At 72.5% G+C, this 22,023-nt stretch carries 21 protein-coding genes; 4 read left to right on the forward strand and 17 right to left on the reverse strand.

What is annotated here, in order from left to right:
* The 15 genes from ispG to ABZ951_RS30530 form a co-directional block, all read right to left on the reverse strand.
* Positions 1-848 (reverse strand): flavodoxin-dependent (E)-4-hydroxy-3-methylbut-2-enyl-diphosphate synthase (ispG, locus tag ABZ951_RS30460; RefSeq protein ID WP_361281272.1); only part of this gene is annotated, 848 nt, incomplete at its 3' end.
* A gap of 9 nt (positions 849-857) precedes the next feature.
* Complete coding sequence (gene hpnH, locus ABZ951_RS30465; RefSeq protein ID WP_344085835.1) at positions 858-1,880, reverse strand: adenosyl-hopene transferase HpnH; 1,023 nt, start codon at positions 1,878-1,880, stop codon at positions 858-860.
* Between the two features lie 5 nt (positions 1,881-1,885).
* Positions 1,886-2,542, reverse strand: coding sequence for a 1-hydroxy-2-methyl-2-butenyl 4-diphosphate reductase (locus ABZ951_RS30470; protein WP_344085832.1), 657 nt, complete (start codon positions 2,540-2,542; stop codon positions 1,886-1,888).
* A complete protein-coding gene (gene shc, locus ABZ951_RS30475) occupies positions 2,542-4,578 on the reverse strand; it encodes a squalene--hopene cyclase (protein ID WP_344085829.1) in 2,037 nt (678 codons plus the stop codon). Before shc ends, ABZ951_RS30470 begins: the two co-directional genes overlap by 1 nt.
* A 118-nt stretch (positions 4,579-4,696) precedes the next feature.
* Complete coding sequence (locus ABZ951_RS30480; protein ID WP_344085826.1) at positions 4,697-5,761, reverse strand: polyprenyl synthetase family protein; 1,065 nt, start codon at positions 5,759-5,761, stop codon at positions 4,697-4,699.
* Positions 5,762-5,832: 71 nt separating this feature from the next.
* Positions 5,833-7,287 (reverse strand): hydroxysqualene dehydroxylase HpnE, encoded by a 1,455-nt coding sequence (gene hpnE, locus ABZ951_RS30485; protein ID WP_344085823.1) that lies wholly within the window; start codon positions 7,285-7,287, stop codon positions 5,833-5,835.
* An 82-nt stretch (positions 7,288-7,369) separates the two neighbouring features.
* Positions 7,370-8,320 carry a presqualene diphosphate synthase HpnD gene (gene hpnD, locus ABZ951_RS30490; protein WP_344085820.1) on the reverse strand — a complete coding sequence of 317 codons (951 nt, stop codon included), beginning with the start codon at positions 8,318-8,320 and terminating at the stop codon, positions 7,370-7,372.
* Positions 8,317-9,183, reverse strand: a complete 867-nt coding sequence (hpnC, locus tag ABZ951_RS30495; RefSeq protein WP_344086119.1) for a squalene synthase HpnC — start codon at positions 9,181-9,183, stop codon at positions 8,317-8,319. The genes hpnD and hpnC overlap by 4 nt, the downstream gene beginning before the upstream one ends.
* Positions 9,184-9,662: 479 nt before the next feature.
* The gene (locus ABZ951_RS30500; protein ID WP_344086115.1) at positions 9,663-10,436 is read right to left on the reverse strand and encodes an ABC transporter ATP-binding protein; all 774 of its coding nucleotides are present in this window, start codon (positions 10,434-10,436) and stop codon (positions 9,663-9,665) included.
* A gap of 37 nt (positions 10,437-10,473) precedes the next feature.
* Positions 10,474-11,409 (reverse strand): ABC transporter permease, encoded by a 936-nt coding sequence (locus tag ABZ951_RS30505; protein ID WP_344085817.1) that lies wholly within the window; start codon positions 11,407-11,409, stop codon positions 10,474-10,476.
* A gap of 78 nt (positions 11,410-11,487) precedes the next feature.
* Positions 11,488-12,384 (reverse strand): glycosyltransferase, encoded by an 897-nt coding sequence (locus tag ABZ951_RS30510; protein ID WP_344085814.1) that lies wholly within the window; start codon positions 12,382-12,384, stop codon positions 11,488-11,490.
* Positions 12,381-13,166, reverse strand: coding sequence for a CDP-alcohol phosphatidyltransferase family protein (locus ABZ951_RS30515; protein WP_344085811.1), 786 nt, complete (start codon positions 13,164-13,166; stop codon positions 12,381-12,383). Before ABZ951_RS30515 ends, ABZ951_RS30510 begins: the two co-directional genes overlap by 4 nt.
* A complete protein-coding gene (locus ABZ951_RS30520; RefSeq protein ID WP_344085808.1) occupies positions 13,144-14,205 on the reverse strand; it encodes an iron-containing alcohol dehydrogenase family protein in 1,062 nt (353 codons plus the stop codon). The genes ABZ951_RS30515 and ABZ951_RS30520 overlap by 23 nt, the downstream gene beginning before the upstream one ends.
* Positions 14,193-14,945: a phosphocholine cytidylyltransferase family protein gene (locus tag ABZ951_RS30525; protein WP_344085805.1), complete on the reverse strand. Its 753-nt coding sequence runs from the start codon at positions 14,943-14,945 to the stop codon at positions 14,193-14,195. Before ABZ951_RS30525 ends, ABZ951_RS30520 begins: the two co-directional genes overlap by 13 nt.
* On the reverse strand, positions 14,942-16,723 hold the full coding sequence (locus tag ABZ951_RS30530) for a DUF5941 domain-containing protein (protein ID WP_361281285.1): 1,782 nt from the start codon (positions 16,721-16,723) through the stop codon (positions 14,942-14,944). Before ABZ951_RS30530 ends, ABZ951_RS30525 begins: the two co-directional genes overlap by 4 nt.
* Before the next feature lie 264 nt (positions 16,724-16,987).
* On the opposite strand from ABZ951_RS30530, the gene galE reads away from it, so the two are divergent.
* The 3 genes from galE to idi all read left to right on the forward strand — a co-directional run bounded on the left by galE (position 16,988) and on the right by idi (position 19,733).
* Positions 16,988-17,974, forward strand: a complete 987-nt coding sequence (gene galE / locus ABZ951_RS30535) for a UDP-glucose 4-epimerase GalE (RefSeq protein WP_344085802.1) — start codon at positions 16,988-16,990, stop codon at positions 17,972-17,974.
* Positions 17,975-18,117: 143 nt separating this feature from the next.
* Positions 18,118-19,065, forward strand: a complete 948-nt coding sequence (locus ABZ951_RS30540) for a cation diffusion facilitator family transporter (protein ID WP_344085799.1) — start codon at positions 18,118-18,120, stop codon at positions 19,063-19,065.
* Between the two features lie 56 nt (positions 19,066-19,121).
* A complete protein-coding gene (idi, locus tag ABZ951_RS30545) occupies positions 19,122-19,733 on the forward strand; it encodes an isopentenyl-diphosphate Delta-isomerase (protein WP_344085796.1) in 612 nt (203 codons plus the stop codon).
* Here the strand turns inward: idi and ABZ951_RS30550 are convergent.
* Both ABZ951_RS30550 and ABZ951_RS30555 read right to left on the reverse strand, forming a co-directional pair.
* On the reverse strand, positions 19,708-20,208 hold the full coding sequence (locus tag ABZ951_RS30550) for an ATP-binding protein (RefSeq protein ID WP_344085793.1): 501 nt from the start codon (positions 20,206-20,208) through the stop codon (positions 19,708-19,710). The genes idi and ABZ951_RS30550 overlap by 26 nt on opposite strands.
* Positions 20,209-20,335: 127 nt before the next feature.
* The gene (locus ABZ951_RS30555; protein WP_344085790.1) at positions 20,336-21,040 is read right to left on the reverse strand and encodes a DUF308 domain-containing protein; all 705 of its coding nucleotides are present in this window, start codon (positions 21,038-21,040) and stop codon (positions 20,336-20,338) included.
* Positions 21,041-21,129: 89 nt separating this feature from the next.
* Between ABZ951_RS30555 and ABZ951_RS30560 the strand changes: the two genes are divergently transcribed.
* Entirely contained in the window at positions 21,130-21,882 is a 753-nt protein-coding gene (locus ABZ951_RS30560; protein WP_344085787.1) for an enoyl-CoA hydratase-related protein, read from the forward strand.
* Positions 21,883-22,023 lie beyond the last annotated feature (141 nt).

The raw sequence follows: 22,023 nt of genomic DNA on the forward strand, positions 1-22,023 counted from the left end.
GAGACGATCTCCAGGCGGCGCTGGCGCAGGCCCAGGGACTCCAGGATCTGCATGCCGACCTTGATCTCCTCGGCCGGCGGGGCCGACAGGGAGACCCGGATGGTGTCACCGATGCCCTCGGAGAGCAGCGCCCCGAAGGCGACGGCGGACTTGATGGTGCCCTGGAAGACCGGGCCCGCCTCGGTGACGCCCAGGTGCAGCGGGTAATCGCACTGCGCCGCGAGCTGCCGGTAGGCATTGATCATCACGACCGGGTCGTTGTGCTTGACCGAGATCTTGATGTCCCGGAAACCGTGCTCCTCGAACAGCGACGCCTCCCACAGCGCGGACTCGACGAGAGCTTCCGGGGTGGCCTTGCCGTACTTCTCCAGCAGCCGCCGGTCCAGCGAGCCCGCGTTGACGCCGATCCGGATGGGGGTGCCCGCGTCCGAGGCAGCCTTCGCGATCTCCCGCACCTTGTCGTCGAACTGCCGGATGTTGCCGGGGTTGACGCGGACCGCCGCGCAGCCCGCGTCGATCGCCGCGAAGACGTACTTCGGCTGGAAGTGGATGTCGGCGATCACCGGGATCTGCGACTTCTTCGCGATGACCGGGAGCGCGTCGGCGTCGTCCTGCGACGGGCACGCCACCCGGACGATCTGGCAGCCGGACGCCGTGAGCTCGGCGATCTGCTGGAGAGTGGCGCCGATGTCCGCCGTCACCGTGGTGGTCATCGACTGCACCGATACGGGTGCGTCGCCGCCGACGGCGACCGACCCGACCTGGATGCGCCGCGAGACGCGGCGCACCGCCAAGGGTCGGGCCGGTACGCCCGGCAGGCCCAGGGAGACCGTCTCCGGGGCGCTCATGGCCGGCCCTCAGCCCCGGTTTCCGGCGATGGTCTCACGGGCGGCGCGCAGGGACTCCTTGAGCGATCCCATGGTGGCGAGGACGGCCGTCGGCTCGTAGCCGCAGTGCGCCATGCAGTTGGCGCAGCGCGGGTCCTTGCCCCGCCCGTACTTCTCCCAGTCGGTGTCCTCGATGAGCTCCCGGTAGGTCGGCACGTACCCGTCGCTCATCAGGTAGCAGGGGCGCTGCCAGCCGAAGAGGGAGTAGTTGGGGATCGCCCACGCGGTGCACGGGAAATCCGCCTTGCCTTCCAGGAAGTCGAGGAAGAGCGGGCTGTGGTTGAGGCGCCAGCGCCGCCGGTTGCCGTCGGAGAACGCCTTCTTGAACAGCTCGCGGGTCTGCTCGACGCCCAGGAAGTGCTCCTGGTCGGGGGCCTTCTCGTAGGCATAGGCGGGCGAAATCATCATTTCGTCCACCGCCAGGTCGTCATTGAGGAAGTTGAGGACCTCGATGATGGTCTGGGGGGTGTCGGTGTTGAAGAAGGTGGAATTGGTGGTGACCCGGAAGCCGCGCCGCTTGGCCTCCTTGATCGCCTCCACCGCCTCGTCGAAGACGCCTTCCTTCGCAACGGACTCGTCGTGCCGCTCCCGCAGCCCGTCGATGTGCACGGCGAACGCGAAATAGGGCGACGGCGTGAACTTCTCCATCTTCTTGCGCATCAGCAACGCGTTGGTGCACAGGAAGACGTATTTCCGCTTGGCCACCAACTGGCGGACGATCTCATGGATCTGCGGGTGCATCAGGGGCTCGCCGCCCGCGATGGAGACCATGGGCGCCCCGGACTCCAGCACGGCGCCGACCGCCTGCGCGACCGGCATGCGCTGCTTGAGCACACCGGCCGGGTGCTGGATCTTCCCGCAGCCCTCGCACTTGAGGTTGCAGGCGAAGAGTGGTTCGAGCTCGACGATCAGCGGGAATTTCTCCCGCTTCCGGAGCTTCTGTTCAAAAAGGTAGGTTCCCACCCTGATGGACTGACGGAGCGGCATGGCCATCTGGCTCACCTCCTGGGGAGCAGTAAAGAACGGTGCCATTCGATAAAAGCCGGAAGGACGGTGCGGAGCACCCGGAAGGCTGATATTCCACCCCGCAACGTCCCGATTCGTACGAGTTCATGTTCTGGAGCGTCCACGACCACCCGGACGGCCGCAACCGGGCGTGAGCCCAGGCGGACGGCGCTTCGCAGTGTGGCTGCGGACTCCATGTCCACCGCGAGTGCGCCGGCGGCGTGCAGGGCCGCCCGCTCCGCGCCGCGCACGACGTGGTCCGAGCCGACCAGCGGGCCGGTGTGGATGACGCTCGCGGGGGCGACACGGGCGAGCTCCTCGGCGAGCAGCTCGACCCCGGAGCACTCCGTGCGCCCCTCGCGGTCGCGGGTCTCGTCGGCGACGACCAGGTCGCCGGGGTGCATCCCCGGCGCCAGGCCGGCGCAGAACCCGGTGGCGATCACGGCGGCGTCCCGCAGGGCCGCCGCGGAGCCGCCGAGTGCCCGGGTCACGGCCCGGTCCGCGGCCAGCGGACCCATGCCGGTGCGCAGGACGGTCACGGGCCCCGCCGCACCGCCGCGGCCGGTGCCCCGCAGGGCGAGGCGCTCGATGCCGAGCGCACAGGCGACCAGCAGCGGTGCGTGGCCGGGGGTGCCCGTGCCGGGTGTCATCACGCCTCCAGGTGTCCGGGGGCGAAGGGCTCCCCGTGCACGTAGCGGCCGAGGGCCGTGACGGGGAAGACCTGGCGGTAGAGGTGGTAGTTGATGGAGAAGTCCCAGGGGAAGCCGGTGCCGGTGAACTCCGGCTCGTCCCAGGACCCGTCCGCGCGCTGGGTCTCCACCAGCCAGGCCACCCCGCGCTCGACGGCCTTGCCCTCCCGCTCCCCCGCGGCGAGCAGGGCCATCAGGGCCCAGGCCGTCTGGGAGGCGGTGGAGGCGCCGCGCCCGATCCACTCGGGGTCGCGGTAGGAGCGCAGGTCCTCGCCCCAGCCGCCGTCGTCGTTCTGGACGCTCTCCAGCCAGCGCACGGCCCGGCGGACGGCGGGGTGGGAGGCGGGGATCCCGGCGGCGACGAGCGCGGGGACCACCGAGCCGGTGCCGTAGAGGTAGTTGACGCCCCAGCGGCCGAACCAGCCGCCGTTGGCCTCCTGCTCGCCGAGCAGCCACTCGATGCCGCGCCGGGCGCGGGGGTCGTGCTGCCGGCCGAGGACCGCGAGCATCTCCACCACGTGCGCCGTGACGTCGGCGGACGGCGGGTCGATGACCTCGCCGAAGTCGCAGAACGGCAGGCGGTTGGGGAAGGGGCTGGTGTTGTCGGCGTCGAAGGCGCCCCACGCCCCGTTCCTCGACTGCATCCCCGCCGTCCAGCGGGCGGCCCGCCGGACGGCGGCCTCCAGGCGCCCGGGGTCGGGGTGCCGCACGCGCTTGAGGGCGAGGACGACCTCGGCGGTGTCGTCGATGTCGGGGTAGTTGTCGTTGTGGAACTCGAACGCCCAGCCGCCGGGCGGCAGTTCCGGCCGGCGCACCGCCCAGTCGCCGGAGCGCAGGATCTGCTCGTCCAGCATCCAGTCGGCCGCCTTGACGAGCGCGGGGTGGTCGGCGGGCACCCCGGCGTCGGCGAGCGCGATGGTGGCGAGGCAGGTGTCCCACACCGGGGACTGGCACGCCTCGACCATCCGGACGGGGCCCCCTTCCCCGCCGCCGGGGCCGGGCGGCTCGTCCTCGCGCCAGACGGCGAAACGGTCCAGCGACTCCAGCCCGGCGCGCAGCACGGGGTGGTCGAGGTCGTAGCCGAGGAGGTGGAGGGCGATGACGGAGTAGACGGCGGGGGGCTGGATCCCGCCCCAGCTGCCGTCGTTCTCCTGGCGTTCGATGATCCAGCGGGCCGCGGAGTCGAGCGCGGCGCGCCGCAGCGGCCGCACGGGGAACTTCCGGTACCGGTGGAGCGCCTTGTCCAGGCGCTGGAAGACGCCGTCCCAGCCGAGGGCCGGGGCCAGGGGGCGCGGGGGGTTCGGCCGCGCGGGGTCGGTGTGCAGCTCGTCGAGGGCGAACGGCGCGGGCCGGACGGGCCGCAGCGCCGAGACGATCGACAGCGGGACGATGGTCTGCCGCGCCCAGCAGCCGAAGTCGTAGATGTTGAGCGGGAACCACTTCGGCAGGAACATCAGCTCGGGTGGCAGCTCGGGGAGGTCGTCCCACTTCCACCAGCCGAAGAGGGCGAGCCAGATGCGGGTGAAGACCCGGGCGCCCGCGATGCCGCCCTGCTCGCGGATCCACCGCGAGGTGGCCGCCATGTGCGGGGCCTCGGGGTCGTCCCCGGCGAGCTTGAGGGCGACGTACGCCTCGATGGTCGCGGACAGCTCGGCGGGGCCGCCGCGGAAGGTGGCCCAGGTGCCGTCCGGCCGCCGCTGGGAGCGGATGAAGCGGGCCGCGGCCCGGGTGATCCGCTCGTCCTGGATGCCCAGGAACTGACGGAGCAGGAGGTCCTCGGCGTCCATGGTGACGTTGGTCTCCAGGTCGCCCTTCCACCAGCCCCGGCTGTCCTGGCGGGACAGGAGGTGTTCCACCGCCCGGGCCGTGGCCCGCTCCGCGGCGGTGGCCGTCCCGCTCCCCGCGCCGGCGGGCGGGAGCGGGACGGTGGTGCTGTCGGTGGCCGCGGCTGCGCGGGGCGGGAGGGCCCCGGTGCTTCCGTCGGTCGTCGCTGTCATGGTTTCCCCTTTGTGCAGTGATCGTTACTTCTCTGCTGTGCTGGGGGTTCCGTCGGCCGGCGCCCCGACAGGGCGCGCCGACCGGCGACTGCGATCTGCTAGATCGGGTGAATGGGAATCATCTCTTTCGTACGACGACGAAGTCGGCGAGCGCGATGAGCTGCGCCCGGACCTCTGCTGGCATGTCGACCCTGTGCAGGGCCTCGATCGCGGTGGCGTGCTGGCGGCGGGCTTCCTGGGAGGTCCACTCCCGGCCGCCCGCCTCTTCGATCAACGCCGCCCGGCGGGCGAATTCTTCCTCGTCGAAGTCGGCGGACTGGGCGTCGCCGAGCTTGGCGTCGGCGGCGAGCTGCGCGGCGAGCTGCTCCGAGGCGGGGCCGCCGGCCGCGAGGGCGGCGACGACCGGGAGGGACTTCTTGCGCTGGCGCAGGTCGCTCCAGGTCTGCTTGCCGGTGGACTCCGGGTCGCCCCAGATGCCGAGGAGGTCGTCCACGGCCTGGAAGGCGAGGCCCAGGTGGTAGCCGTAGGACTCCAGGATGTCGGCCGTCCGGTCGTCGGCGCCGCCGAGGACCGCGCCCATGGAGACGGCGCAGGCGAGCAGGGCGCCCGTCTTGTTGCCCTCCATCTCCAGGCACTCCTCGACGGTGACCCGCTCCCGGTGCTCGTAGGAGATGTCCTGGGCCTGGCCGTCGATCAGCTTGCGGGTGGCGGTCGTCAGCCGGCGGGTGGCCCGGCCGGCCTCGACCGTGCCGAGCTCCAGCAACACCTCGTTCGCGAGCGCGAAGAGGGCGTCGCCGACGAGGATGGCCTGCGCCGGGCCGTGCACCTTCCACACCGTGTCGCGGTGGCGGCGCTGCTCGTCACCGTCCATCAGGTCGTCGTGGAGCAGCGAGAAGTTGTGCACGAGCTCCACGGCGACGGCGCCCGGGATGCCCACCTCGGGGGGCGCGCCGGCCGCCTCGGCCGAGAGCAGGGCGAGCGCGGGCCGGACGGCCTTGCCGCCGTCGCCGTGGGTCGGCCGCCCCTCGGCGTCGATCCAGCCGAAGTGGTAGGCGGCGACGGTGTCCATGGGTGCTGCGAGACGGTCCACGGCAGCACGCAGCACCGGCGTGGCTAGCGTCCGTCCGCGCTCCAGCAGGGCGTGCACGCCTGCGGTGTCGACAGCTGGGATCGCCGAAGTCACGGTCTCTCCTTGGGTGGTCGTGCTCGTGCGTGCCCCGTTGCGGGGACGCGACGACGGGTGGCTCGCCTCGCTCATGCCGCCTCCTGCAAGGGGTGCCGACGCGGTCGGCCGAGGCCGGAGAGCGCCGCGCCGGCGGCATGGAAACCGCTGCGCACCGCGCCCTCCATGGTCGCGGGCCAGCCGGTGGCGGTCCACGCGCCGGCCAGGTACAGGCCGGGCGCGTCGGTCGGGGCGTGCGGCCGCAGCCGGCCGACGCCCGGGGTGGGGGCGAACGTCGCTGTCCGCTCCCGGGTCACGAAGAAGTCCCGGACGCCGGCGCCGCGCGCGGCGGGCAGCAGCCGCTCCAGCTCGGGGAGGTAGCGCTCGCGCAGCTCGGCGACGGGCCGGTCGATGTCGTCCCCGGCGGCCGACTGGGACACGGCCAGGTACTGCCCGCCCTCGCCGCGGGCGGCGAGGCCCGAGGAGTCGGTGCGGTCGAAGACCCACTGCACCGGGGAGCCGAGCGCCGCGAAGAAGGGCTGCCGCAGGACTTTGCGGTCGTATACGACGTGGACGTTGAGGATGGGCGCGGTGCCGATCTCCAGGAGCCGGCCGGGGTCGTCGAGGGCGCCCTCGGGCAGCAGGGCGTGGGTCTCGCGCTGGGGCACGGCGAGGACGACGGCGTCCGCGTCGAGCCGCTCGCCGCCGGCCGCCGAGGCGAGGTCGACGTGCCAACCGCCGTCCGTGGCGCGGGTGATGCCGGTGGCCCGGGTACGCAGCTCGGTGCGGACGCCCGCCTTGTCCAGCGCGGCGCGGGCGCGGGTGTCGTGCAGCTCGCCCAGGGGGACGTGCGCCCAGCCGATGTCGGCGGCACCGGGCTCGGAGAGCAGTCCGGTCTTGAAGACCTTGGCGGCCAGGCCCAGCGAGGACTGGTCGGCGGTGGCGTTGAGGGTGGCGACGCCGACGAGGTCCCACAGGGCCTCGACGGTGCGGGCCGACTGGCCGTGGCGGCGCAGCCAGCTCGCGAAGTCCTCGCGGTCCAGGGCGGGGTCCTCCAGGTCGAGGGCGCCCAGGGCCAGGGCGGCGCGCCCGACGCCGGCCCGCTCGGCGAGCGAGAGGTGCGGGTAGGTGGCGAGGCTGGCCGCGAGGTGCAGCGGCACGGGCAGGGCGGTGCGGCGCAGCCGGCCCAGGCGCGGCCGGCCGGAGGGGTGGCCGACGTCCAGGACGGGGACGTCCAGGCGGCGCTGCAGCGGGGCGAGCGCACCGGCGTCGACGCGGTCGAGGAACCACCGGTAGGCGGTGCAGCAGCGCAGGTAGACGTGCTGGCCGTTGTCGATGGTGAGGCCGCCGCGGCGGAAGGAGAAGGCGAGGCCGCCCAGCCGTGGCCGCCCCTCGACGAGGGTGACCCGCAGGCCGGCGTCGGCGAGCTCCAGCGCGGCCGTGATGCCGGCGAGGCCGCCGCCGACGACCACCGCGGCCGCCCCGTCGGGGCGGCCCGGCCCGTCCGCGCGCTGCGCTCCGGTCCGGGTCGTCCGTGGTGCCGTCATGCGCCCACCCCCTCGGCTGCTGTCAGTGACGTGCGCGATCGACGGAGGGTTGCACACCGGTTGCCTGTCGGGCCATGGGGCATCAAGCGCGCTCCCCGGCGGTCCGCCGTTCGACGTCACGGGCGTCGAAACCGGACAGACCGCGCACGGCGACGTACACCTTCTCGCGTCCGGGGAGGGAGACCCGGCCGCGCAGCACGGCTTCCGGGTCCTGGGCGATGCGGTCCAGCAGCCTGCGGTAGATGCCGGACATGGCGGCCACGCAGGCGCCGCTGCGCCGGTCGAGCATGGGCAGCAGGCGGGTGCCCTCGGCGAACAGCGCGCGGGCGCGCCGGACTTCGAAGTGGACGAGGCCGGTGAAGTCGGCCCCGGCCGGGGCCGTGGCGGAGTGGAAGCCCGCGGAGCAGCCGAACTTGGCGAGGTCGTCGGCGGGCAGGTAGACCCGGCCGTTGGCGGCGTCCTCGCGGACGTCGCGGAGGATGTTGGTGAGCTGGAGGGCGAGACCGAGGGTATCGGCGTACTCCGCGGCGCGCGCGGCATCGCGTGCGCCGGGGACGGTGCCGAAGACCCCGAGCGAGAGCCGCCCGATGGCGCCCGCGACACAGCGGCAGTAGACGGCGAGGTCGTCCCACGTCTCGTAGGTCTCCCCGCGCACGTCCATCTGCACGCCGTCGATGAGCTCGTCGAGCCCGCCGAGCGGGATCGGGAAGACGCGGGCGGCATGGCTGAGCGCGACGGCCACCGGGTCGGTGTCGTCCTCCTCGATCCGGCCCTCCCGGATCCGGGCGAGCAGCGCACGCGTCTCCTCCAGGCGGAGGCGCTTGGCTTCCACGTCCAGCCGGCCGTCGCCGATGTCGTCCACGCGCCGCGAGAAGGCGTACAGCGCCGACATGGCGCGCCGCTTGGCGGTCGGCAGCAGTCTGATGCCGTAGCTGAAGTTACCGGCCTGCTGGCCGGTAACTGCCTCGCAGTAGCTGTACGCGGCGAGCACCGGCGCGGACGCTTCGGGCGATCCGTTCACGGTCCCGCTCACCCCTCTCTTCGCAGTGTCACTCCCACCTCGCGCAGCACGCTGAGCTTGGTGGGCTTGGGCGGTCCGGGCAGTACGTCGTATCCCGCGGCGGAGACCGCGCGGAGCGCGGCCCTCCCCCCGCCCACGAACCCCGCGAGCAACAGCTTCAACCTGCCGTGGACGCTACCCACCAGGGGGGTGCCTTCATTCAGCAGTTCCCCGGCGCGTTCCGCCTCGTACGCGACCAGGGCGCGCAACGACGCGCCGCTGGTCGGACGGGCCAGATCGGCCTCGCTGACACGGAAGCGCTCCATGTCCTCGGCGGGGAGGTAGACGCGGTCACGTCCGAGGTCCTCGGCGACGTCCTGAAGGTGTTCGACGATCTGCAGGGCGGTGCAGACCGCGTCCGAGCGGCGGATCCGCTCGGGGCTGGCGGTGCCGGTGAGGCCCAGGACGAGGCGGCCGACGGGGTTGGCGGACAGCTCGCAGTAGGCGAGCAGGTCCGCGTAGGTGGCGTAGCGGCGCACCCGCTGGTCCTGGCGGTTGGCCTCGATCAGCCCGAGGAAGGGCTCCGGGGTCAGACCGCACCGGCGCACGGTGGGGCGCAGCCGCAGCAGCAGGGGGTGGCGGGGGCCGGTGCCGGAGCGGTCGAAGATGCGCAGCAGGTCGGCCTCGAAGGCGTCCAGCATCGCGAGGCGGTCGTCCGCCTGTTCCCGGTCGAGGCCGAGCAGCTCCGCGTCGCGGCCGCCGGGGGCCAGGTCGCCGTCGCCGATGTCGTCGACGAGGCGGGCGTAGCCGTAGACGGCCATGAGGTCCTGGCGCCAGGCGCGCGGCACGAAGAAGGGCGCCACGGGGAAGTTTTCGTGCGCGGCCTTGTCGAGCACGGCGCGCTCGTGCGCGGCCGTCCCGGGCGTCACCGGGGGCTGCCCGGACGCGTCATCGGGTCGGGGACGGCGGACACGCCTCGGAGCCGGAGAGTTCCCGTAGCCATTGCCGTCACATCTCCCGTTCTACACTGCCGACCCAGAACATCCCATTTCGGACACGCCGCAGGGCAGGCGCACTGCCCGTCACGCCCACCGTGCTCACTGCGCTCCCCCTGGCCACCTCCCGCCACGACTCCGGCGGGGGCCGTCGTGGAGATACACCGGTATCGCCCCGCTTCGCCGCAAATCAGCACGGTACAGCGTACGCCGTACAGATGTCCGGCGCGCGACCGGGTAGGTGCTTGATCCATACAATGCCACGCGGGAGTCGAATCAACCCTGCCAATAAGCCAGTTGATCGTTACGGAAGAGTCAAGCCCTGCCCCTGCGCACCCGCGGAGGGCCCGGTTCCAGGGGGTGGGACCGGGCGCGGCGCCCTAGCGGGCCGTCTCCTTCTCGTAGGCCCGCACGACCTCGTCGGTCGGCCCGTCCATGAGCAGCCGCCCGTGTTCGAGCCAGAGCACCCGGTCACAGGTGTCCCGGATGGACCGGTTGTTGTGGCTGACGAGGAAGACCGTGCCGGCCTCCTTGCGCAGCTCGCGGATGCGGGCCTCGGAGCGCTTCTGGAACGAGCGGTCGCCGGTGGCCAGCGCCTCGTCGATCATCAGCACGTCGTGGTCCTTGGCCGCCGCGATGGAGAACCGCAGCCGGGCCGCCATGCCGGAGGAATACGTCCGCATCGGCAGCGTGATGAAGTCGCCCTTCTCGTTGATGCCCGAGAAGTCGACGATCTCCTGGTAGCGCTCGCGGATCTGCTCGCGCGACATGCCCATGGCCAGGCCGCCGAGCATCACGTTCTTCTCGCCCGTGAGGTCGTTCATCATGGCGGCGTTGACGCCCAGCAGCGAGGGCTGGCCGTCGGTGTAGACCTTGCCCCGCTCGGCGGGCAGCAGCCCGGCGATGGCCTTGAGCAGGGTGGACTTGCCGGAGCCGTTGGAGCCGATCAGGCCGATGGCCTCGCCGCGGTAGGCGGTGAAGCTGACGCCCTTGACGGCGTGCACTTCCCGGACACCGGCCCCCGGCGTCCGCCGGATCAGCCGGTTCAGGGCGGCCGTCGCGCTGCCGCGGCCGGTGCTGCCGCCGTAGACCCGGTAGACGATGTGGACGTCGTCCGCGATGACGGTGGGCACCTTCGGCGAGGCCGGCGGCACCGCCTCGGTCGCCGCGCTCGGCGCGGGAGAGTTCTGTTCAGCCACGGCCGTACTGCTCCTCAGCCTTCCAGAAGTACACGAAGCCACCGATTCCGACCAGCAGCGCCCAGCCCACGGCCAGCGCCCAGACGTGCGGCGGCAGGGTGATCGCCTGGTGGGCGTCGATCAGGGACCAGCGCATCAGGTCGATGTAGACGGCGGCCGGATTGGCGCCCAGGACGTCGATCACCCAGCCCGGGGCGTTCGTCTTCTGGAGCGCCTCGACCATGTTGTACATCACGCCGGACGCGTACATCCACGTACGGGTGATGAACGGCAGGAGCTGGGCCAGGTCCGGGGTCTTGCTGCCCGCCCGGGCCAGGATCAGCGCGAGGCCGGTGTTGAAGAGGAACTGCAGCACCAGGACCGGGACGATCAGCAGCCAGGACAGCTTGGGCAGGTGCCCGAAGCCGAGCAGGAAGAGGAAGAGGACCACCATCGAGTACAGCAGCTGCTGGAGCTGCTGCAGGGCGAAGGAGATCGGCAGGGCGGCCCGGGGGAAGTGCAGGGCCCGCACCAGCCCCAGGTTGCCCGCGATGGCGCGCACGCCGGCCATCGCCGAGGTCTGGGTGAAGGTGAAGACGAAGATGCCCGTCACCAGGAAGGGGATGTAGGTGCGGATCCCCATCCCCTTGCTCTGGCCCATCAGGATGCCGAAGATGAGGAAGTACACCGAGGCGTTCAGCAGCGGGGTGGCCACCTGCCAGACCTGGCCCAGCTTCGCCTTGCTGTACTGCGCGGTCAGCTTCGCCCGGGAGAACGCGAGGATGAAGTGCCGCCGGTCCCACAGCTGCCGGGTGTACTCCCCGAGGGGCGGGCGGGCCCCGCTCACCGCGAGGCCGTACTTCTGGGCCAGCTCGGCGGCGGAGAGTCCGTCGTCGGGTGATGGCGGGGCACTCATGGCGACCGCACTGTCGTGCGTTGTCTCGCTCACAGTTGACACTTTCGTCCTCAGGGTGCGCTGCCGGGGCGTGGCCCCGGTTCGCGCCCGATGCTCTCAGACACGAGCTTGTCAGATCACGGGAGGGCGACCCAGTCGGGTCAGGCGCCACACGGTACGCCACTTCATGGGGCGCCGCGGACCACAGGGAGTCGTCCAGCCCTCCTTGAAGCCGCCGAGCCAGGCGCGCAGCGCGGGCATCGACGGGCGCCGGGCCAGGGTCAGCAGCAGCCACACCCCGAGGTAGACCGGGACCAGGGGCGCCGGCAGGTTGCGGCGGGCCAGCCAGACCCGGTTGCGGGCCACCATGCGGTGGTAGACCGCGTGCCGGCTGGGCGCCGTGGTCGGGTGGTGCAGGACCATGTCCGACCGGTAGTCGATCAGCCAGCCGGCGTCGAGGGCCCGCCAGGCGAGGTCGGTCTCCTCGTGCGCGTAGAAGAAGTCGTCGGGCAGCCCGCCGACCTCGGCGAAGACCCGGGTGCGGGCGGCGTTGGCGCCACCGAGGAAGGTGGTGACGCGCGAGGAGCGCATCGGGTCCGAGGCGCGCAGCCGCGGCACGTGGCGGCGCTGGGTGACACCGGTGTCCGGGTCGGCGATCCGGAAGCTGATGATGCCCAGCTTCGGGTCGGCGGCGAACGCCCGCCGGCACAGCTCGGCCGTGTCCTGGCCGGGCAGCAGCCCGTCGTCGTCGAGGAAGAGCAGGACGTCCACGTCCCGCCCGGCGGGGCCGAACGCCTCGATGCCGACGTTGCGGCCCGCGGGGATGCCGACGTTCTCCGACAGCTCCACGGTGCGGACGGTCAGGCCGGGGACGGCCAGCGGCGGGAGCGGGGAGCCGTTGCCGACGACGACGACCTCGATGGGGTCACCGTCCTGCTTGGCGACGGACTCCAGCAGCGCGCGCAGCTCCGCGGGGCGGTTGCCCATGGTGAGGACGACCGCGCCGAGCTTCAGGGAAGGAGCACTCATCGGAGCCTGCTCGAAGCGAGGATGGATACCAGGTGCAGCACAGTCTGCAGCACCGCGATGGCAGCGAGGAGGACCACCGCGATCCGGGTGAACAGCAGGTCGCCGTGGACCGCGTCGGCGATGCCGGCCGCCAGGATCACCAGCGACGCCTCGACCCCGCCCACCAGCCGGTGGAACTTCAGGGCGGCGGCGGCCTTGCGGGCCAGCGCCATGCCCGACGAGCGGGGCGTGGCGGCCGCGTCCTCGGCCGCGGCCATGCCGCTGCGGGCGCGGGCCACGTCCACCAGGTCCGTCTCGGCCTTGATCAGGATCGCGCCGAGCGCCGCCACCGTGCCCAGGAAGGCCCACTGCCACTGCGTGGTGGCGCCGTCCCGGTGGAAGACGTCCGCGGCGCGGACGCCGAAGCCGACCAGGAGGGCGGCCTCGGAGAGGTAGTGGCCCACGCGGTCGAGGTAGACGCCGGTGGTCGAGGTGACCTTGCGCCAGCGCGCGAGCTCACCGTCCACGCAGTCCAGCAGCAGGTACAGCTGGATGAGCAGCGCGCCCAGGATCGCCCCGGCCAGGCCCGGCACCAGCAGTGCCGCGCCCGCCGCGATCCCGGCGAGGATCATCAGGCCGGTGTACCCGTTGGGCGAGAGCCTGGTGTTCACCAGGACCCGGGTGCACCGCAGCGAGATCTCCCGCATGTAGATGCGCCCGGCCCAGTGCTCACCGCTGCGCCGGTCCTTGAGCCCGCCGGGGTGTACGACCGGACGGAGTTCAGCTAGTGACGGTTTTGGCATAGTCGGCGTAAGCGTCCCTGATCTGGTCGGTGGAGAGGTCGAGGTGCTCCAGGATCGTGTAGCGCCCGGGGCGGGTCTGCGGGGCGTACTCGACCGCTGTGACGAACTCCTCGGCGCTGAAGCCGATCTCCTGCGGCAGCACGGGCAGGCCGTGGCGGCGCAGTACCTCGGTCATCAGTGCGGACTCCTCGCGGGCCCCGCGCAGGTACATCGCGAAGGCGGCGCCGAGGCCGCACTGTTCGCCGTGGCTGGCGGCGCGCTTGGGGTAGAGGAGGTCGAAGGCGTGGTTGATCTCGTGGCAGGCGCCGGAGGCCGGGCGGCTGTCGCCGGCGACGGACATCGAGATGCCGGTGAGGACCAGGCCCTCGGCCAGCACCTGGAGGAAGCCGTCGTCGCCGACGCCGCCGGGGTGGCGCAGCACGGCCTCGCCGGCCTGGCGGGCCATGGCCGCGGCCAGGCCGTCGATGTCCTCGCCGCGCTCGCGGTGGGCGAGCTCCCAGTCGGCGACCGCGGAGATGTTGGAGATCGCGTCGCCGATGCCGGAGCGGACGAAGCGGACCGGTGCCTCGCGGATGACGTCGAGGTCGATGACGACGGCGATCGGGTTGGGCACGCCGTACGAGCCGCGGCCCGCGTCGTTGTCCAGCGTCGCGACGGGCGAGCACAGGCCGTCGTGCGAGAGGTTCGTCGCGACGGCGACCAGGGGCAGCCCGATCCGCGCGGCGGCGTACTTCGCACAGTCGATGATCTTGCCGCCGCCGAGGCCGACCACCGCGTCGTAGCGGCCGGACTTCATCGCGTCGCCGAGCTTGATCGCGTCGTCCAGCGTGCCGCCGCCCACCTCGTACCAGGTGGCGCCGGGCAGCGCCGGGGCGAGCCGCTCGCGCAGCTTCGCCCCGGAGCCGCCGCTGATGGCGATGGCCAGCTTGCCGGAGCTGGAGATCCGCTGATCGGCGAGGATCTTCGCCAGATCGTCCAGCGCTCCGGCCCGGATGTCGACGACGACCGGCGAGGGGATGAGCCTCGTCAGTACTGGCACGCGATCCCCCGGCCCTTGGCGAGGTCGTCGTGGTTGTCGATCTCGACCCACTTGACGTCGCCGATCGGGGCGGTGTCGATCTTGAAGCCGCGGTGGACGAGCTCCTGGTAGCCGTCCTCGTAGTAGAGGTCGGGGTCGCGCTCGAAGGTGGTCTTCAGCGCGTCGGCGAGCTCCTCGGCGGCCTCGGCCTCGATGAGCGTGACGCCGATGTACTCGCCGGTGGCCTCGGCGGGCTCCATCAGCTTGGTGATCTTCTGGACGCCCTTGGCGGGGTCCACGACGACCTTCATCTCCTCGTCGGCCAGCTGCTTGACCGTGTCGAGGGCGAGGATGATCTTCTGGCCCTGGCCGCGGGCGGCCAGCAGGGTCTTCTCGACGGAGACCGGGTGGACGGTGTCGCCGTTGGCGAGGATCACACCGCGCCCCAGGACCTCACGCGCGCACCACAGGGAGTAGGCGTTGTTCCACTCCTCGGCCTTGTCGTTGTCGATCAGGGTGATCTTGACGCCGTACTTGGCCTCAAGAGCCTCCTTGCGCGCGTACACGGCCTCCTTGCGGTAGCCGACGACGATCGCGACCTCGGTCAGACCGACCTCGGCGAAGTTGCCCAGGGTCAGGTCGAGGACGGTGATCGACTCCTCGTCGCCCTCGGGGCCGACCGGCACCAGGGCCTTGGGCAGAGTGTCGGTGTAGGGGCGCAGACGCCGTCCGGCGCCGGCAGCCAGCACGAGGCCGATCATGCGGGTTCTCCTGTTTCGTCGTGTACGGCGGGTGCCCCGGAGGACACCCAGAAACGGATGCTCTCGATGAGCACCGTGAGCGCGAGGGCGGTCGCGAGGACCGTCAGCGCGGTGGTGAAGCCTTGGCCGTGCCACAGGGCGGCGGCGATGGTGACCGCCAGGACCCGTCCCTCGTGTCCGCCGATCGCCCGCACCAGTCGGCGCGGGGGCGCGCCGGTGCCACCGCGGATGCGGTACACCGTGTCGTAGTGATGGTAGGCGACCGCGGCCACCAGGCCGAAAGCCGCGGGAAGGGCGCCGCTCGCGGACGAGTGGGCGGCCAGCGCCAGGATCGTCACGTACTCCGCCGCGCGGAAGACCGGGGGGACCAGCCAGTCCAGGGGGCCCTTGAGGGGCCTGGCGACGGCCGCGCCCGCGAAGAGGGCGTAGAGGCCCGCGCCGAGGACCGGCCACCAGCCGGGCTCGGGGTGCCACCAGAGCGGGACGAGGAGCAGCGCGGCGCCGGCGAGCGCGAGGGCCGGGGCGGTGGCGCCGCCGCCGGGCCGGCGGGCGGCCGCCTTGGCGGCCGCCTCCGCGAGGGGGCCGGAGTCGGCGAGGTCCGCCAGGGCCCGGGCCGCGCGGTCGGTGCGGCGGGCCTTGCGGGTGAGCGAGCGCAGCACCCGGCCGGCCGTGGTGTAGCAGGCGGCCAGGGCGCAGCCGATGAGCAGGGCGTAGAAGACGACGCGGGGGGTGGTGAGCGCGGTGAGGACGGCGATCATCGCCCAGCGCTCGCCGATGGGCAGCACGATCATGCGGCGGGCCCAGACCGTCCAGCCGACGCTGTCGAGCCTGTCGGAGAGGGCGGCGGTGGGGCTGGTGTTGGCCGCGGCGTCGTGGTTGGCCTCGGTGAAGGAGAAGTCGACGACGTGCCGGCAGGTCTGCAACACCATGGCGCCGAGCGCCAGGGCCCATACGTCGTCGTGGCCGCCGCCGTGGGCGGCGCCGATGGCCAGGCCCGCGTAGTAGGCGTACTCCTTGGCGCGGTCGAACGTGGCGTCGAGCCAGGCGCCGAGCGTGGAGTACTGCAGGGAGTAGCGGGCGAGCTGCCCGTCGGTGCAGTCCAGGACGAAGGAGAAGAGCAGGAGGGCGCCGGCGGCGACGAATCCGGCCCGGGTGCCCGTCGCCGCGCAGCCGGCCGCGATCAGCGCGGTCAGCAGCGAGGCGGTGGTCACCTGATTGGGGGTGAAGCCGCGGCGGGCGCACCAGCGCGCGAGGTAGCGGGAGTACGGGCTGATGCAGTAGGTGGTGAAGAAGCCGTCACGGGACTTCACGGCGGTGCGCAGCCGTACGGCCTCGTCGTCGACGGAGTCGACCTCGGCGCGGGTCTTGGCCCGGGCCTCGGCGCTGTCGGGCACCGCGGCGACAAGGACGCCCAGGTCGGGGCGGTGCACGGGGACACCGTCCGCCTCCAGGCGGGCGGTGAGGGCATCGGTGCCGGGGCCGCCGGCCTCGCCGAGGGCGCGGGTCAGCGCGCCGCGCGCCTCGGGCTGCGCCGTGAGCGCGCCCTCCACCGCGGCGGCGGGGAAGCGCGGGTCGGTCAGGGCGAGGCGCAGGGCGTGGACGTGGCCGGTGAAGCGGGCGTCGACGAGCGCGACCCGTTCGGTCGCGGGCACGGCGGCCAGGGCCGTCGCGGTGGAGGCGGCGTCGGCCGCCATCCGCACGTCGAAGCCGAGCGACCGCAGGTCGTCCTCGAGGGAGGAGCCGGCGGGCGGCGTACCGGTGACGATGGCGGTCGACAGACGAACTCACTCCTTGGAAGCGGATGCGGCCGCCTCGGGTCCGCGGGGCGGCCGGGCAGCGGCGTGGCACGGCCCGGCCTGTCCGGTGGCGGGCGGCGTGCGGGCACGTCGGCAGAGGCTATCGGATCACCGGAAGCCGCCGTTCACCGCACGTGCACCCCGGCTTCCCGCCACTGACAGGACGTACCAGCCGCCCGTGGGGTTCCGGGCGCACTGGAGTGAACGCGACGAGATCCTTATGCCGGCTGGAATAGGGTGCCGTGCATGACGTGGCTGATCACAGGTGGGGCCGGATATATCGGGGCGCACGTGGCGCGGGCGATGGTGGACGCCGGGGAACGGGTCGCCGTGCTGGACGACCTGTCCACGGGGGTCGCCGGGAGACTGCCCGCGGAGTGCGCGCTGGTGCGGGGCTCGGTGCTGGACCGGGAGCTGCTGGACCGCGCGCTCGCGGAGCTGGGCGTGCGCGGTGTGGTGCACCTCGCGGCGAAGAAGCAGGTCGGGGAGTCGGTGGAGAAGCCGCTGCTCTACTACCGGGAGAACATGCACGGGCTGACGGTCCTGCTGGAGGCCGTGGTCGCCGCGGGGGTCACCAGCTTCGTCTTCTCCTCCTCCGCCGCGGTCTACGGCATGCCGGACGTCGACCTGGTGACCGAGAAGACCCCCTGCGCGCCGATGAACCCCTACGGGGAGACCAAGCTGGCCGGCGAGTGGCTGGTCCGGGCCACCGGGGCGGCGCACGGCATCTCCACGGCCTGCCTGCGCTACTTCAACGTCGCGGGGGCGGCCGCCCCGGAGCTGGCCGACACCGGCGTCTACAACATCATCCCGATGATGTTCGACCGGCTGACCCGCGGCGAGAGCCCCCGGATCTTCGGGGACGACTACGCCACGCCCGACGGCACCTGCGTCCGTGACTACATCCACATCGAGGACCTGGCCACCGCGCACCTCGCGGCGGCCCGCCGGCTCGCCGAGCGGCCGGGCGCGGGCGATCTGACGCTGAACGTCGGCACCGGGACGGGGGTGTCGGTGCGCGAGATGGCGGATCTGATCGCCGGCGTCACCGGGCACCGCGAGCCGGCGCCGCTGGTCGAGCCGCGCCGTCCGGGTGATCCGGCGCGTGTCGTGGCGTCGAACGAGACGATCGCCCGCGAGCTCGGCTGGACCCCGGCGCACGACGTGCGCGCCATGGTGACTTCGGCGTGGGAAGGGTGGTGCCACCACCACCCCGAGGCTCGTCGTCGCTGATCAGCGCACTGGGCATCGCCGCAGGTCAGAGCATATGACAACGGTGTTCAGTGCCGCGTTGCCCGATACCCCCCACCCGTAGTTCACTGGGTCTCGGCCGGCAGCCGCCGGCCGAGCGGGCATCCCTATGGGAGGCGGCATTCATGGGCGCAGGGCACGACCACGGCCACTCGCACGGGGGACCCCCGCCGGGCACGAGCGGCACTGCGGCCGCCGCCTACCGGGGGCGGCTGCGGATCGCGCTGGGGATCACCCTGACGGTGCTCGTCGCGGAGATCGTCGGAGCCGCGCTGACCGGTTCGCTGGCGCTGCTCGCCGACGCCGGCCACATGGCGACGGACGCCGTCGGGGTGAGCATGGCGCTGGTGGCGATCCACTTCGCCAACCGGCCCGCCGGCGGGCGGCGCACCTACGGGTACGCCCGGGCCGAGATCCTGGCGGCGCTGCTGAACTGTCTGCTCCTGCTGGGCGTGGGCGGTTTCATCCTCTTCGAGGCCGTCGACCGGCTGGCGAACCCCACCGAGGTGCCGGGCGGCATGACGGTCGTTTTCGGTCTGGTCGGTGTGGTCGCCAATCTGATCTCCCTGGGGCTGCTGATGCGCGGCCAGAAGGAGAGCCTCAATGTGCGCGGGGCGTTCCTGGAGGTGCTCTCGGACGCCCTGGGGTCGCTGGCCGTGGTGATCTCCGCGCTGGTGATCATGGGCACGGGCTGGACCCAGGCGGACCCCGTCGCCTCGCTGGTGATCGGGCTGATGATCGTGCCGCGCACGGTCAAGCTGCTGCGGGAAGCGCTCGACGTCCTGCTGGAGGCGGCTCCCAAGCACGTCGACATGGACGAGATCCGGTCGCACATCATGGCGCTGCCCGGAGTGGAGGACCTCCACGACCTGCATGTGTGGACGATCACGTCCGGCATGCCGGTGCTGTCGGCGCACGTGGTGGTCGATCACGCCGCGCTGGACTCCTCGGGGCACGAGAAGATGCTGCACGACCTGCAAGGCTGCCTCGGCGAGCACTTCGACGTGGAGCACTGCACCTTCCAGCTGGAGCCGAGCGGCCATGCGGAGCACGAGGCCAGGCTCTGTCATTGACGCCCGGGCCGGGTACGGCAGACTTGAAGGTCGAAGACCGACGACGAGGATGGTCAATGCCGATCACACCAGCCGAGGGCCCCTCCACCGACGACGCGGTGGTCCCCGCCGCCGACGGCGCAGCCGAACCGATCATGCTGGAGCTGGTCGACGAGGCCGGCAGAACCATCGGCACCGCCGAGAAGCTCGCCGCCCACATCGCGCCGGGCATGCTGCACCGGGCGTTCTCGGTCTTCCTCTTCGACGCGCGCGGCCGGCTGCTGCTGCAGCGCCGGGCCCTGGGGAAGTACCACTCCCCCGGCGTCTGGTCGAACACCTGCTGCGGCCACCCCTACCCGGGCGAGCCGCCCTTCGTGGCGGCCGCCCGCCGCACGGGCGAGGAGCTCGGCGTGGCGCCCGCGCTGCTGCGCGAGGCGGGCACGGTGCGCTACAACCACCCCGATCCGGCCTCGGGCCTGGTCGAGCAGGAGTACAACCACCTCTTCGTCGGGACCGTCACCGCGCCGCCGCGCCCGGATGCGGAGGAGGTCGGCGAGACGGCCTTCGTGACCCCGGCCGAGCTGGAGGCGCTGCGGGAGAAGTTCGCCTTCTCCCAGTGGTTCATGGATGTGCTGGACACCGCGCGGCCCGTGGTGCGGGAGGTCACCGGGGACGCGGCGGGCTGGTAGCGGACGCGCCGAGCGGCAGGGCGGCCCAGACGACCTTGCCGCCGCCCGCGGTGTGCTCGACGTCGCACAGGCCGCCGGCCTCGTCCGAGATGGTCTTGACCAGCAGCAGCCCGCGGCCGCCGATGCGGTCGTCGTCGGCTTCCAGGGGCTTGGGCCGGTAGGGGTGGTCGTCCTCGACGGCCACCCGTACCCAGTGCGGCCCGAGCGCGACCTCCACGGACACCTCGGGCGAGAGCAGCGCCGCGTGCTGCACGGCGTTGGTGACGAGCTCGGAGACGATCAGCAGCAGGCCGTGCAGCAGGTCCTCGCGCAGCGGCGCCCGCTGGTGGCGGAGCAGGTCGCGGACGGCGTGCCGGGCGCGGGGCACGGAGGAGTCGAGGGCGGGAGCGGTGAACCGCCAGGCACCGTCGAAGGCGAACGGTCTGCGGGGCGGTGCCTGGCCCGGTTCGGGCGGAACGCTCCCGAGGATTTCCATGTCCGATACCCACCCCTCACCCTGGTCGACCGCACCCCAGAGTGTGGGAACGTCCAGGTCCGTACCGGGTGGACTGAACAGAAGTCAGCACCTATCGACAGGTTTTGATCGCGCGCGTATGCCACGGTCACTCACGCGACTGTTCCTGGCCACCGTTTCCGGTGCTCGCTGAACGATCTGGAACATCTTCTTCCATGCGGCCTTGCATGCGACCGCTCCCGGCCGCCGCCCCGCCGTCCCGCGCTCCGTCCGCCACGACCATGCCGACCACGCGCCGGCCGCCGACCCCGAGCGCGATCAGGCCCAGCCCGTCGAAGAGCAGGGCGAGGGAGAAGAAGGTGCCGATCACGTAGCGGCTGCTGTGCGGCCAGTCGCCGAGGACCAGGATGCCCAGCAGCAGCCCGAAGGCGCCCTGCAGGAGCGTCCAGCCGAACTGCGGACCGCGCACCACCAGGCTGCCCACCAGCCGGAAGACCCCACCGGTCAGGAAGAGCAGCGCCGCGAACATCGTCAGCGCCTCCGCGGCCACCTCCGGCCGCCGGATCACCACCACCCCGGCGGCCAGGTTCAGCGCGGCGACCACGACGCCGAGCCAGAAGAAGCTGCTGTCCCGCGACTGGACGGCGTGCAGCAGGCCGACGACCCCGCCGATCAGCAGCAGCCAGCCGAAGAGGACCATCGTGGTGAGCGTCGCGAACCCCACGTAGGCCAGCCCCACGAGCCCGGCGAGGACCAGTACCCCGCCCAGCAGGGCCAGCACCCCGAAACCACGGCTGATCCGGCGCCCGGGCGGCTGGGCCCGGCGCCTGTTCCCGAACGTGCCCCTGGCCATGAGCGCCTCCGTACTTTCCGCTAGCGCCCCCCGGTTCCCTTTCGATCCTAGGTCCGCGGGCGGGATCGCGCCCCGGATAACATCCGGCCATGGAGCCCGCACTGCATCTGGACATAGCCGACGCCACCGCCACCGTCCGCATCGCCTACCCCGCCAAGCGCAACGCCATGACCACGGACATGTGGCGCGCCCTGCCGGAGCTGCTGGCACGCTGCGCCGCCGATCCGGCGGTCCGCGTCCTGGTCCTGACCGGTGAGGGGGACACCTTCTGCGCGGGCGCGGACATCTCCTCGCTCACCGAGGGCAGCCTGGCCTCCCAGGACCTGTCGGTCGCGGCCGAGGAGGCCCTCGCCGCCTTCCCCAAGCCGACGATCGCCGCGGTGCGGGGCTACTGCGTGGGGGGCGGCTGCCAGCTCGCGGCCGCCTGCGACGTGCGCTTCGCGGCGGAGGGCTCCTCGTTCGGGGTGACTCCGGCGCGGCTGGGCATCGTCTACGGGGCGTCTTCCACCCGGCGGCTGGTCGACCTGGTGGGCCCGGCGACGGCCAAGTACCTGCTGTTCTCGGCCGAACTGATCGACGCCGAGCGGGCGCTGCGGACCGGTCTGGTGGACGAGGTGTGGCCCGCGGAGGAGCTCGGCAAACGGGTGGCGGAATTCAGCCGGGTGCTCGCCTCCCGGTCCCCGCTCACCCAGGCGGCGGCCAAGGAGTTCGCGGCCGGGCCGGCGGATGCCGGGCGCTTCGCCCACTGGACGGAGCAGGCGCGCCGCAGCGGCGAGACCGCCGAAGGGGTCGCCGCGTTCCTGGAGCGCAGGGAACCGCGGTTCGGGTGGACCGCCGGCTGACGCGCCGCTTCCGCGGGGGTGCGGGGGTGCACCACCGCTGCGCGGCGGTGTCCTCAAGCTCCCCCAGCTACCTCCCCCAGCTACCGCTGGGGGCATCACCGGCTGCACCACCGCCAAGGTCACCGCCCTGCACACCCTCGT

Origin of the sequence: Streptomyces sp. NPDC046215, from assembly GCF_040646215.1 — a bacterium.
In the GTDB taxonomy this organism is placed as follows: Bacteria; Actinomycetota; Actinomycetes; order Streptomycetales; family Streptomycetaceae; genus Streptomyces; species Streptomyces stramineus.